11 protein-coding genes are annotated in these 13216 nt (G+C 68.7%); 8 read left to right on the forward strand and 3 right to left on the reverse strand.

All coding sequences use genetic code 11. The features are described 5' to 3' along the window. Positions 1–28 precede the first annotated feature (28 nt). Together A5781_RS15420 and A5781_RS15425 are read left to right on the forward strand one after the other, a co-directional pair. Positions 29–946 carry an oxygenase MpaB family protein gene (locus A5781_RS15420; protein WP_067207685.1) on the forward strand — a complete coding sequence of 306 codons (918 nt, stop codon included), beginning with the start codon at positions 29–31 and terminating at the stop codon, positions 944–946. An 88-nt stretch (positions 947–1034) separates the two neighbouring features. Next, entirely contained in the window at positions 1035–2615 is a 1581-nt protein-coding gene (locus A5781_RS15425) for a PPE family protein (RefSeq protein ID WP_067207687.1), read from the forward strand. A gap of 66 nt (positions 2616–2681) precedes the next feature. On the opposite strand, the gene A5781_RS15430 is transcribed toward A5781_RS15425, so the two are convergent. After that, a complete protein-coding gene (locus A5781_RS15430; protein ID WP_231990722.1) occupies positions 2682–2972 on the reverse strand; it encodes a DUF4333 domain-containing protein in 291 nt (96 codons plus the stop codon). Between the two features lie 627 nt (positions 2973–3599). Here A5781_RS15430 and A5781_RS15435 point away from each other — a divergent pair. Continuing rightward, positions 3600–4733 (forward strand): FHA domain-containing protein, encoded by a 1134-nt coding sequence (locus tag A5781_RS15435; protein ID WP_082939364.1) that lies wholly within the window; start codon positions 3600–3602, stop codon positions 4731–4733. Positions 4734–4749: 16 nt separating this feature from the next. Here the strand turns inward: A5781_RS15435 and A5781_RS15440 are convergent, their stop codons facing one another. Both A5781_RS15440 and A5781_RS15445 read right to left on the reverse strand, forming a co-directional pair. After that, positions 4750–5187, reverse strand: a complete 438-nt coding sequence (locus tag A5781_RS15440; protein ID WP_197503854.1) for a hypothetical protein — start codon at positions 5185–5187, stop codon at positions 4750–4752. A 72-nt stretch (positions 5188–5259) separates the two neighbouring features. After that, a complete protein-coding gene (locus A5781_RS15445; RefSeq protein WP_082939365.1) occupies positions 5260–6048 on the reverse strand; it encodes a sensor domain-containing protein in 789 nt (262 codons plus the stop codon). A 377-nt stretch (positions 6049–6425) separates the two neighbouring features. Between A5781_RS15445 and A5781_RS25075 the strand changes: the two genes are divergently transcribed. From A5781_RS25075 to A5781_RS15470, 5 genes are all read left to right on the forward strand, one after another. Further along, a complete protein-coding gene (locus A5781_RS25075) occupies positions 6426–7301 on the forward strand; it encodes a sensor domain-containing protein (RefSeq protein ID WP_156624677.1) in 876 nt (291 codons plus the stop codon). A gap of 268 nt (positions 7302–7569) precedes the next feature. Then, positions 7570–9018, forward strand: coding sequence for a hypothetical protein (locus tag A5781_RS15455; protein WP_231990723.1), 1449 nt, complete (start codon positions 7570–7572; stop codon positions 9016–9018). Next, on the forward strand, positions 9015–10223 hold the full coding sequence (locus tag A5781_RS15460; protein WP_067207700.1) for a hypothetical protein: 1209 nt from the start codon (positions 9015–9017) through the stop codon (positions 10221–10223). The genes A5781_RS15455 and A5781_RS15460 overlap by 4 nt, the downstream gene beginning before the upstream one ends. 7 nt (positions 10224–10230) lie before the next feature. Beyond that, positions 10231–12261 (forward strand): serine/threonine-protein kinase, encoded by a 2031-nt coding sequence (locus tag A5781_RS15465; RefSeq protein WP_067207703.1) that lies wholly within the window; start codon positions 10231–10233, stop codon positions 12259–12261. 43 nt (positions 12262–12304) lie between these two features. Next, positions 12305–13210 carry a class I SAM-dependent methyltransferase gene (locus A5781_RS15470; RefSeq protein ID WP_067207708.1) on the forward strand — a complete coding sequence of 302 codons (906 nt, stop codon included), beginning with the start codon at positions 12305–12307 and terminating at the stop codon, positions 13208–13210. The last annotated feature ends 6 nt before the right edge of the window (positions 13211–13216 follow it).

Genomic DNA, 13216 nt, shown 5'->3' on the forward strand with positions numbered 1-13216 from the left:
ACGTGCTCCGCCGCGGGAGGTTCTGACCATGGCAATACACGAGGTTGTTCACCAACCGGCTCGACATGTCGAGCGCGGCGTCTCCGACGAGCCGCGGCCATTGCCCGCACGGCGGCGTCGCCGCCGGCGGCCGCTCGGGATCGACGAGGGGTTGATGGGCGTCGCGCTCTTGGCCGGCCCGGCGAACGTGATCATGCAGTTGGCGCGTCCCGGCGTCGGCTACGGCGTCATGGAGAGCCGCGTCGAAAGTGGCCGCGTCGACCTGCATCCGATAAAGCGTGCCCGCACCACGTTCACCTACCTGGCGGTGGCGACCAACGGCAGCGAGGCCCAGAAGGAGGCCTTCCGCCGCGCGGTGAACCGGGCTCACGCGCAGGTCTACTCCACCCCCGAAAGCCCGGTGCAGTACAACGCCTTCGACCCCGACCTGCAGCTGTGGGTGGGGGCCTGCCTGTACAAGGGCGGCGTCGACATCTACCGCATGTTCATCGGCGAGCTGGACGGGGAGGAGGCCGACCGGCACTACCGCGAAGGCATGGCGCTGGCCACCACCCTGCAGGTGCCGCCCGAGATGTGGCCGCCGGACCGGGCGGCGTTCGACCGGTACTGGCAGGAGTCGCTGGCCAAGGTCCGCATCGACGACGCCGTCCGTGAGTATCTGTATCCGATCGCCGCGTCCCGTGTTCCGGGACTTGCCCTGCCCGGACCACTGCAGCGCCTCGCCGACAGGCTTCCGTTGTTGATCACCACGGGCTTTCTGCCGCAGCGGTTCCGCGACGAGATGCGGCTGCCCTGGGACGCCACCAGGCAACGCCGCTTCGACCGGCTCATCGCGACGTTGGCCGTGGTGAACCGGTGCTTGCCGCGCTTCGTACGGCGATTCCCCTTCAACATCCTGCTGGCCGACGTGGACCGCCGGATCAGGACCGGGCGCCCGTTGGTCTAGCAGGCGGCACATTCCGCTGAGTTGATAACGGAAATCATTTTCATTAAGCTCTCCTCTGCCTGGCAACCCTTCCAGCCCGAGGAGACCCATGACGGCGCCGATCTGGATGGCCTCGCCACCGGAGGTGCACTCCGCGTTGCTCAGTAGCGGCCCCGGTCCGGCGTCGCTGCTCGCGGCGGCGGGGGCGTGGTCCGAACTGAGCACCGAATACGCCTCGGCCGCAGCGCAACTCAGCGGCGTCTTGGCCGCTGCGCAGGCGGGCTCGTGGGAGGGGCCGAGCGCGGAGTCGTATGTGGCCGCCCATGCGCCATACCTCGCGTGGCTGACGCAGGCCAGCGCGCAGAGCGCTACGGCGGCCGCTCAACACGAAACCGCCGCCGTCGCCTACACCGCGGCGCTGGCGGCCATGCCGACGCTGCCCGAACTCGCCGCCAACCATGCCGTGCACGGGGCGTTGGTGGCGACGAACTTCTTTGGCATCAACACGGTTCCGATCGCGCTCAACGAGGCGGATTACGCGCGGATGTGGGTGCAGGCGGCCGGCACCATGACCACCTACCAAGCGGTCTCCACCGCGGCGGTGGCGTCGACGCCGCAGACCGATCCCGCGCCGCTGATAGTGAAATCCGTTGCCCCGAACCACGACTCGGGTGGCGATGTCCACGACCCCACGATCGACAACCCGCTCGACGAGTTCATCGCGAACATCCTGAGGAACCTCGGCATCAACTGGGATCCGGCCGAGGGCACCGTCAACGGGTTGCCCTACGACGCGTACACCAATGCGGGAGAACCGATCTTCTGGGTGGTTCGAGCCCTGGAACTGCTCGAGGATTTCCAGCAGTTCGGCTATTACCTGGTGCACAACCCTGCGCTGGCGTTCCAGTACATCGTTCAACTCATGCTGTTCGACTGGCCGACGCACATCCTCGAGATCTTCACCAGCCAGCCGGAATTGCTGGCCCCCGCGGTGCTCCTGGCGGCCGCCCCGTTCGGCGCCGTGGGCGGCTTCGCGGGGTTGGCCGGCCTGGCCGGGATGCCGCCGCAGCCCGCGGTCGTGCCGGCGCCCGTGCCGGCGCCCGCCACACCACCGAGCCCGATGCCGGCCGTCGCGACGGCGGCGCCCACCGTCGCGCCGGCCGCGGCTCCCGCCTCGGCGCCGGCGACCGCGCCCGCTCCGACGGCGACCACCGTTACCAGCCCCGCGCCGCCCACCCCGCCACCCCCGCATGCCGCGGGTTTCGCGCCGCCTTATGTTGTCGCTCCGCCGGGCATCGGGTCCGGCGCGGGGATGGGTGCCGGGGCCAGCTCGAGCGCCAAAAGGAAAGCGCCGGAACCCGATAGCGCCGCCGCCGCCGCGGCCGGGGCGGCGCGGGGACAGACCAGGGCGCGCCGGCGTAGGCGGGCGGTCCGGCGCGACCACGGGGACGAGTTCGCGGACATGAACGTCGACGTCGATCCGGATTGGGGAACGCCGGGGGACGAGATGCCCTCGTTCGCCTCGGACCGCGGGGCCGGAAGGCTCGGGTTTGTCGGGACGGCGCACCGGGAGGCGGCCGGCGATGCGGCGGGTTTGGCCACGCTTGCCGGTGACGAGTTCGGCGGCGGCCCAAGGGTTCCCATGATCCCGGGCACCTGGGAAGCCGACGCCGGCGGCGACACGCGGTAGCGCCGAACGCCCTACTGGCTGCGAACCGGTTGGGTGGTACCCGACGTTCGGCCTTCGAGGCGCGTCTCAGACCTTCGTTCCCTTCGGGGCACTGACTTCATAGCTGCCCGTGTCGTCGGTGAAGGTGACCAGGAACTGGTGGTTGAGGTGGTCGATGGTTGCCTGGCAGGTGAAGGTGCCACCCTTGGTAACGGTGGGGTTTTGTCCGTCGTTGCAGATTACGTCGCTGACGTTCTTGGCCCCGTAACCCGCGGGGTCGGACAACACGTGCGCGACGCCGGCCTGCACGGCGGTGACGTCGAGCTGGTTGGTGACGAAGAAGCCCGGCGCCCAGAATCCCGCGATGAGCGCGGCCACGGCGCCCACCATGATCGCTGCGCCCAGGTAAAGCGGCCGACGTCTGCCGCGTGGAGCGGGGGCCGCCGGCGCCCAGAAGCCCCCACCAGCGGGTCGTTGGTGATGCGGGTAGGGAAATGGCCCGTGCTGGGTCCCTGTCGGGAACGGGTGCGGGCGGGGCAGAGGCTCGGTGGGCGGATCGTAGAAGCCGGGCGGGACCGGTGACATGCCTTGGCGCTGGGGGTATTGCCGTGGCGCCGGGGGCGGCTGTGGCTGCATCGGATACCTCTCTCCTATGGCTTATGCGGCGTAGGCCGACTTCTGCTTGAACTGTAACCGAAGCGGTAGCGGAGCGCAACGGTTATAAACGGTGCGCCTGGGAGCGACGCCCCACGGCTGTGGGCGGCGTGAGACGAGCCGGCGGCGCAATGGGTTGGTCGTCCGAGGGCGTGGGGGCTCGACCGGAATGCCTCTTGAGCTGGGCAAAATTGCGCCGTCGCACAGCCGTGGCGCTGCGAGAAGCCGCACCACCTAGATGGACCGCGGCATTTCTTCCAAGGGACTGCACGCAAAGCAGATGTAGCATCATCAGCAATGCATTGGGTCGTACCGCAGCAGCAGTGAGCCCACCGGAGCGAGGAGCGACAATTGACGTCCGGCCAACCGACGACCGCGCTGACCGTACGAATCGGGCATGCGACGCACACGCTGCACCCCGCGGCCGGCGTCGCCGTCATCGGTAGAGACGCCGGGGCCGCGGTTCAGGTGGACGACGAGAGGGTCTCGCGGTGGCACGTCCGGCTCGAACCGCACCGCGACGGCTGGCACGCCTTCGACACCAGTGGCAACGGGATGTTCGTCGACGGGATTCGCCGCAACTCGGTATCGATCACCGGCGTCACCACCATCTGTCTGGGGGCGCCTGACGGGGCGGCCGTGACCCTGATCCCGCAGCGCCCGTCGGAAGTGACGCTCGAGGAGTCGACCCAGGTGGTGCGTCCGTTCGAAGCCGGGGACGAACAGTGGTGGGACGGCCAAAGCGACCCCGGCGTCATACGCGCCGGCAGCGCGGTCGCTGAACGCCGCCAGCAGCTGGGGATCTCCCAGCGCAGCCTCGACCGCGACGGAATCATCAACGCGGGCGCCCTCATCAACTTCGAGAAGGGCCGCAGCTGGCCGCGTCGCTCGACGCTGGAGAGGCTGGAGAAGGTGCTGGAATGGCCGACGGGCCACATCACGCGCATCCGGCGCGGGGCGGTTCCGGCGCCCACCGGTGGCGCCGGCCAACCCGGGGTGCCCACGGGGGCTCGCCGCGACGAGGCCACCGAGGTATTGGCCGACTCGATTCAGGCGCCGCTGATGGCCGAGACGGTGGAACTGGCCATGCACACCCTCACCACCGCCGTCTCTGGATTGCCCGAGCCGGCCGATCCCGATTTCACTCCCAGGGCCACCAATATCCTGGCCGATCTGCGCAAGCTCGAGAGGCTGGCATCGAGCGCTGCGCGCAACGCCAAAGGCAGTCCGTCAGTCATCCTGGCGTTGAGCAGTGTGCGGCGCAGCTATAACGACTTGATGATGCGCGCGGCACGCTCGCCGGCGGCCACCCTGGGCCAGCGGCTCTACGGCGCCCGTCACCGGGCGGAACTGAGCCTCGAGGAAGCGGCCAACGGCGCGGGACTGCCGGCGTCCGTCCTCGAAGATGCCGAAGCGGAGCGCGCCATCGCCCCCGAGGCCGCCCGGGCCATTGAAAACCTCATCGCGCAGCTGTCGATCGGTTGACGCGCTGCAGCGCGGATCATCCGTGTGTCGCGCGGGGCGACGCCGCCGACTGCGTCCAGGGAGCCGGGTGTGCGGCGGCGTAGGCCTGGGCGGCCTGGCGTCGCAGATTCTTTCGCGCATTGTGGTTTTCGAGTAAGGCAAACCAGTTCCAGCCCAAGATGGAAGCCATGCTCCACCAACCGGCGAGCAGATTGTGCAATAGAGCGTCGTGCAGTGCAGCTTCGCATTGGGCGAAAGTTCCTGTGACGGTGTAGGTCTGGTTGAACATCAGGATGATCGCGCCGGTGTGTTTTCTGATCCGTACCTGGAAGAGCGGTTGGTTGCCCGTAGGGGGCGGGGGTGGGTAGCCGGCCTGCGCCACCCGGTGCGCGGGTGCGTGGACTGGCCGCGCCACCGGGGGATAGGCCTGGGGGTACCCGTAGGGCTGTCGGTAGTGGGGGTGTGGCTGAGGCATTGTTACTCCGTAATATGTTGGGGCAGAGGGTTGTTCGTGACGGTTTGAGATATGGAAGTTGCGACGGGTCGATCAGGCCTGTGAGATCGTGGCGGTGGTTTTGGAGACGATGTCGCTTGCTTGGCTGGTGGTGTCGAACCCGCACCACAGGGTGTCGATGACGACGTTGTTGACCAGGCCGATGGCGCGTTGGCAGATCGGGCCGCGGCCACTGGGCTGGGTTTGAAGGATGGCCAAGGAGGTGTCGGTGGCCTGCAGCTCGCCGAGGTCCCAGGTGGTGGGGGTGTGACCGGGCGGGGTGATGGTGATGGAGCGGTTGGCGCAGCCGGACCAGCGTGCCTTGGACTTGCTGAAGAACTGCTGGGCCGAATCGGCGTCACGGAAGCCGACCAGGACCTGCATCAGCGCATGCTCGCGTGCAGCAGGTGTGGCGTCATCGAGTATCTGCCCTTGCAGCGCCGTCCAGTTGGTGCCTTGGTAGGCGGTGGCTTCGGCGGGTGAGTAGGTGTCCACGCAGCCGGGGTTGGTGACCAGCTCCTCGTCGTGCCACATCCGCGTCACCGGCTTACGTACGGCCATGCCGGTGGTGTGGGCGATCGTATTGACGTCGTCTTCCTTCAGCAGCAGATCGGCGAGGTGCTGGGGCAGGATCGCGGGCGGTTGCCAGCGGCCCAGGTCCGGGGCGGCCGCGGAGTGCCCGGTGCTGGTGGCGGTGCATCCGCTCAGCAACAGAGTCAAGGCGACCGCGGCGAGGATTACCCAGCGCACCACGGGAACGAAGCGGGGTCGGCGTCCGGGGGTGTCCTGATCGGGGGCGCCGCTTTTCGGTCCAGCTTGGTGTCGCAGCGAAACAGCGCTCATGTCGGGGTCCTCCTGCCAGCTCGTCCGGGTATGACGCAGACGCTAGCAATAAAAACGCAGCGGTGCAACGGTTAGAAACGTTGCGCAGCGCCGAGCGCTATGTTTCAATTTGAAGCATGCAGCGCGACCTTGCCGCGTCGGGCGGTCCCCATCACCACGGCGGGCCGGTCCTCACGGCCCGGCCACGCCGTTCCGATCCCGCTACCCCAGCAGTTCCTCATCCCGAAGGACACTCGATGCCCCACCACCCGCACCCGCCTACGGCCAATACCACGCACCCTGCGCCGGGAAGCGCCCCGCCGGTATCGCGCGGCGCCTACGGACCTGCCCGGACGGCGCCAGTCGCACCCGGGCCCCGAGAGGAGGTCACTACCGTCTTGCCCCGCCGGCCGTTCGCGTACGCGGGCCCGCCCGGCGCGCCCCCCGCGCCGCCCGGGGTGCCCACCTGGGGGCCGCGCCCCGGCTACCGACCCTCGCTCGCCCCGGAGCGCCGTCGGCGCCAGCCCACCTGGGCCCGGATCGCCATCGGGGCCGCGGTCGTGGTCGCCGTGGTGGGTGCCGGCCTGATGATCAACGTCGCCAGCAGCCCCGATGACAGTTCGACGGTGATGCCCGCGCCGGCCCCATCCGCGGCGCCGGTCGACCCGGGTCCAGCGCCGCAGGCGCCAGCGGTGCCGTTGTCGGCGCTGCCCGGGCTGATGTTGGATGTGGCGACCATCAACACCATCGAGGGCACAACCGACATCGGGCCTCCACCGGGCGACAACGGCAAGGACGACTACGCCTACAGCGGGGTGAGCACCGACCGCCCCGAGTGCAGCGAGGTCCACACCCCCGCGCTGGATTCAGAGCTCGACAATAGCGGCTGGATCGGGGTGCGAACGCAGTCCCTGCAGGACCGCGACGGCGCTCGGCACCGCAATCACAGCGCCGCGATCTACTTCGCCACGGCCAAGGCGGCCAACGACTTCGCGGCCAAACAAGCCCAGGCCTGGCCCAAATGCAACGGCGCCACCTTGCACCTCACGGAACGGGGCCACCCAAGCAGCATTTGGACAGCGGGCACCGCCGCCAACCATGACGGCATGCTCAGCATCACCAACACCCAGGAAGGCGGCGGAGGGTGGCAGTGCCAACGCGCCCTGACCGCGCGCAACAACATCGTGATCGACGTGCGCAGCTGCGGTGAGAACCGCACCGATCAAGCGATCACCATCGCCACCAGGATGGCCGAGCGCGTCACCACCCGCTGAACATTTCCGCGACAGTGAGAAAGGAGGGGGCGATGAGCTGGATACGTTTGGCGCCCAACGTCGCATCGTGGACGTCTCCGCCACCTACTTCCGTGACACGGCGCCCGCTCCGGCTAAGAACGCGAGTGATGTCGCCAGGGCAATGGTGAGCAAAATCAGTGAACGGATCTGATGCGCTGGTGGCAGCAACTACCATTCTGCTGGTCTGGTCGGGATCGCCACAGGTGGCCGGCAGCGGGCGCCGAAATGAGGGGATAGGGGATGGGGGATGGGCACGCGCCGCGCGACCGCTCCCGACGGATCGGCCCGTGAGCTGGTGGCCGCGTTGGTGAGCCCGCCGGGTGCCCGGCAAGTGGATCCCGCCGACGCCGCGATCGACTATCCGGACGGGACGGCCCAGTTGGACGCTGCCGGAGCCGAATGGCACCGAATCCGCGAGGTGGATAACCGAATTGGTGCGCGGCCACGCGTGGCATCGTCTGCCCGGTTGCTGATCGCCACGGCGGCCGCGGTGATCGCCCTGGGCACCGGCTGCTCGACGGTGGTCACCGGCAGCGCCGTCAAGTCCGGCGGCCCGGCGCCCGCGGCGGCCAACGTGGCGCTGCTCGACCCCGGTAACTACCCCCGTCGACCGCGGCCACCGCTGGGCACCGTCGCCGACGACGCAGCCGGTCGCCGCGTCGAAGCCCAGCGGATGGCAGACATGGTGGCGGGCCCCTGGCAGGTGGACGGGACGCTGATCAGTCCACTGAGCGCCGAAATCGCGCCCACCACCGCGCTTCCCGAGCCGGGGCGGCTCTCGGCCCTGGTGCGTGGTGATTCGATCGCCGCGATCGCTGCCGCGCATCGCTTCGTGGCCGGCTTCGTCAGCGGGCGCGTCACGCCACCGCCTCCACGCGGCCAACCGCCCACTGACAAACCCAAGATCCTGGACAACGGGGTGTTCCGCTTCCCCAGCCCGCAGGACGCCACCGACGCCGCCGCGGCCATGGCCGCTGCGGACATGGCCACCGTCCGGCCGGGCAACATCCCGGCCACCCGGCTGTCAATCCCGCGCTACCCCAACACAGTTGCCAACGTGGCGCCCCTGTCCGGAGGGTTTGAAGCCGAAGCGTTCACCGCTCACGGCACGTACGTGTTCTTCCAGTTCGCCGGCTCCAAAGAGAGCGCCGGCGCGGTCGCGGACATGGTTGCCAAGACCCTGGACCTGCAAGGCCCGCTGGCCGACCACTTCCAAGCCACACCGGTAGACCAGCTGGCCGCCCTGCCCGCCGACCCAACTGGACTGCTGGCCCGCACCGTGCCGGCCACCGACCCCGGCGTCAACCAGGCCGCGGTCTATGCACCGCACGGCGCGCTGCATTTCCGCTCTGATCCCGTGGCGACGCAAGCGATGTACAGCGACGCGGGCATCGGCCACGTCGCCGCCGCCCGCACCACCGTCTACGAGGCAGTCGATCCCACCGGCGCCCAGCGGGCGGCCGACGGGCTCGCCCGGATGGACGTGCCCTTCCTGGGCTACCACTCCGCCCCCGGCATCAATGGGCTGCCATCGGCGCGTTGCTTTGACCGCGGCCTCGACAGCACGGAGCTGGGCGCCGTGCGCTTTTTGTGCATCGCCACCGCCGACCGCTACGCGTTCAAAGCCACTGCCGCTCAAGAGGTCGAGGCCCACCAGATCATCGCCGCCGAATATCTGATGTTGACAGCGCCATGACGCGCCGCGTCCGCCTGTGGGCCCTCGCCGCCGCGGTCGCGGCGGTGACGTTGGCTTGCAGTACGACCATCCCGGGGACCGCTGTCAAAGCCCCCGGGGCGGACAGTTCCGACGGCGTCGACCTCGCCCTGCTTGATGCCGGGAACTTTCCCACCACCCCGCGCCCACCGCTGGGCGTCGCCGGCGACGCGCTGCGCGGCGGGTGGGCCGAGGGGCGCCGCCTGGCCGGCGCCGTGGTGGGCCCCTGGGAGGTTGATGCCGACCTGATCGACTATGCGCAAATCGATTCCGGCGTGGTCAAAGATACCGACGCGGTCAGCGCCCTGCTGGGCAGCCCGATGGGCGAGGGGCTCAACGGCCACAACCTGATGGCTGGATTTTCCGGCTCCCGCCACACCGAAAAAGGCGCCTACAAAGGGCTGCTCAACATCGTGCTGGAACTGGGCAGCCCGGCCGATGCGACGGCCGCGGTCGCCGACATGGTCGCCAAAGGCGCCGCCTTGACCATGCCCTTCGAGGCTAAACCGATTCCCACGCAACCGTTTTCGATCCCACGTCATCCGGCGACGGCCGCGCTGACCTACCAGTGGACCGCGCAATACCCAGAACCCGGCGGTCCACGGTTTTCGGTGACCGCCCTGACCGCCCACGGCCAGTATGTGCTGGCACAAACGGCGACGTCGGCCGACAGGGCTGATGCCGCGGCTCAATTGATCGCCACCGCACTGGATTTGCAGCAGCCCTCTATCGACAGCTTCAGGCCCACCCCGCCGGATCAGATAGCCCACCTGCCGTTGGATCCCGACGGCCTGATGTCACGCACCGTGGCGCCCCGACAAGAAAACGAGTCGATCAACGACGGCATCTATGACGCGCACGGAGCGCTGCTCCTGGAGACCGGCGACCCGGTTCACCTGCAGGCCTTGTTCAAATCCGCCAATGTGCAGCAGGTCGCGTACGTCCTGGAAACCAGGGTCTATCAAACCCCCGACGCCGGGGCGGCGTCGCGCATCGTCGCCGATATGACCGGGCCCCATCAGGTGGGCGGAATCAGCGGCATGCCCAAGGCGAAGTGCTTCAACGAAACGTTGGGCTACTGGTGCGTGGCCCGCGCGGATCGCTACGCCTACGAGATGCAAAGCGAGCAAGAGAACGCGCTGCATCAGATGATGGCCGCCCAATATCGCATGCTGACCGGGAAATGAGCCCCTAATGCCTCTTGCTGTCGGAACCATCATCGCCGGATACCGCATCGAAGGCGTGCTGGGCTCCGGCGGCATGGGTACGGTGTATCTGGCCCGTCACCCCACGCTGCCCCGCAATGACGCGCTGAAGATCCTGTCCGCCGAGCTGTCGGTGGACCGCCAATTCAGAGTCCGGTTCACCCGCGAAGCTGACCTGGCCGCCACGCTGAACCACCCCAACATCGTGCGGGTGTACAACCGCGGCGAAACCGATGACGGCCAGCTGTGGATCGCCATGGAGTACGTCGAAGGCACCGCCGCCAACGATTTGGACCGCGCGAATCTCACTCCGGCCCGCATCGTGCGCATCATCACCGACGTCGCCGCCGCGCTCGACTACGCCCACTCGCGGCGGGTGTTGCACCGGGACATCAAGCCGGGCAACTTCTTGGTCTTCGCGCCAGGCACCGACCACGAACGGGTGTTGTTGGCCGACTTCGGCATTGCCCGCGCCCTCGATGACGCCACAAGCTTGACCGCGACGGGCTCCATGGTCGGCACCGCTGCCTACGCCGCCCCGGAGACCATCGAGGGCCGCCCGGCCGACCACCGCAGTGACATCTACTCGTTGGGTTGCGCTCTATTTCGGCTGCTGACCAGCCGCACGCCCTACGAGGACAACTCCTTGTCGGCGATGTTGGCCGGACACCTGATGCGGCCCGTCCCGCGCCCCACCGACATCAATCCCACCCTGGCGCCCGCGATCGACAACGTGATCGCCCGCGCCCTGGCCAAAGATCCCGACCAGCGCTTCCAGACCGCGGGCGCGCTGGCCGCCGCCACCGCCGCCGCGCTGACCAACGGTCCCGCGCCGGCGCCGCCCACCGGCCCCAGCGGGCTACCGGCAAGCAACCCGAGCAATCCCACCGTTACCTATCCACCGACCTTGCCGCCCACCCCGGCGGCCTTCGGCCCGGTGTGGGACCCGAACCATGCTGCGCGCCAGCACTTCGCAAGCGCTCCCCCCTCGCCACCCCAGGCCGGGGCACCCGGTTCCGTATGGAAAGCTGAGCGCCGCAAACGCGCTCGCCTCATCGTGACCGCGACAGCCCTCGTTGCGGTGCTGGTCGCGGCAATTGTGTTGGGAATTCACCTGTTCGGCCGCACCAGCGGGAGCCCGGGTCCTTACCAACCACAAACCCTCAACACGAAGTTCGGCACCATCAAACTGCAGCACCGGCCGGTGGCTATCGCCGCACTGGGCCCCGGCGATCCCGACGCGGTCCTCTCGCTGGGCGCCCAACCCGTCCTGATGAACGCCGCCAACGCGACAGTGCCGAGCTGGTTACAGCCGTTAATCCATTCATCCCCACCGGTGTTCGCCGCGGCCGACACCGGCGCCATCACCGCCGCGAAACCCGACCTCATCATCGACACCGGCGATATCGACCAGCCCACCTATAACTCCTTGGCGGCCATCGCACCCACCCTCACCCAACCCGCCGACAACCCCCGAGACTGGACCTGGCAGACGCAACTGAATTGGATCGCCACCGCCCTCGGTCGCACCGAGGCCGCCAAAGACCTAATCGACAAGGCGCAATCCGAGCAGAACACGATCCGTTCCGAGCATGGAGCCTTTTCCGGCAAATCCATCGTCGTGGTCAATTACACCGGCACCGGCACCGGCACCGGCACCGGCACCGGCACGACCGCCGCCGCGACCCCGTCGCCGCCGAGCGGCTACCTGGAAGGCATCGGCTTCACCTACAACACGCACTACAAGCGCAGCCCGGGTGGCCCCCCGCAAGTCCCGTTCGACATCAACGACGTCGACTATGCCGCTCAACGCAGCGACGTCATGCTCTTGCTGCGCACCGACCCCGCTGCCGGCGGCGGTGGCTATGCCGGCCTGCCCGCAAAGTACGGCAGTTTCGGCGGCACCCTCGTCATCGTGGACGACCCCGCCACCATCGCCGCGCTGAACGCCGGCGGCCCCGCGGCCACCAGCTATCTCAACACCGCGCTGGTCACCAAGCTCAGCAACCAAATCCGCTGAAGCGGCACGTCGCCCGTCGCCGGCCGCCGGTAATGTCGACTTTGTGCGTAGCGAAGGCGATACCTGGGACATCACAACAAGTGTCGGTTCGACGGCGTTATTCGTGGCGACCGCCCGAGCGCTGGAGGCGCAGAAACCAGACCCCCTGGTCGTGGACCCATACGCGGAGGTGTTCTGCCGGGCTGTGGGCGGGTGGGCGGCCGACGTCCTGGACGGCAAGCTGCCCGACCACCAACTGAAGACCCCGGACTGGGGCGAGCACTTCGTCAACTTCCAGGGTGCCCGCACCAAATACTTCGACGCCTACTTCCGCCGGGCCGCGGACGCGGGTGTTCGCCAGGTGGTCATCCTGGCGGCGGGGCTGGACTCCCGCGCCTACCGCCTGGACTGGCCGTCCGGGACCACCATCTTCGAACTGGACCAGCCGCAGGTCCTCGATTTCAAGCGTCAGGTGCTCGCCGAACACGGCGCCGAACCGAAGACCCAGCGCCGGGAGATCGCGGTGGACCTGCGGGACGACTGGCCGCAGGCGCTGCGCGACAGCGGCTTTGACGCCACCAAGCCGTCGGCCTGGATAGCCGAAGGCCTGCTCATCTACCTGCCCGCCGCCGCGCAGGAGCAGCTGTTCACCGGCATCGACGGCCTGGCCGCCCCGGGCAGCCACGTTGCCGTCGAGGACGGCGCCCCGCTCGACCAGGACGACTTCGAGGCGAAACGCGAGGAGGAGCGGGCCGCGATGGCCGCCGGCGCGGAGCGGCCCTTCTATCAGCTGCTGTACAACGAGCGGATCGCGCCCGCCACCGAATGGTTCGGCGAGCGGGGCTGGAACGCGGTCGGCACCCCGCTGGCCGACTACCTTCGGGAAAACGGCCGGCAGGTGCCCGAGGCTGACGCCGAAGCCGGGTCGATGGTGGCGCGAAACACCCTGGTGAGCGCCGTCAAAGGCTGAACGCCG

Origin of the sequence: Mycobacterium sp. 852002-30065_SCH5024008 (assembly GCF_001665645.1) — a bacterium.
Classification (GTDB): domain Bacteria; phylum Actinomycetota; class Actinomycetes; order Mycobacteriales; family Mycobacteriaceae; genus Mycobacterium; species Mycobacterium paraffinicum.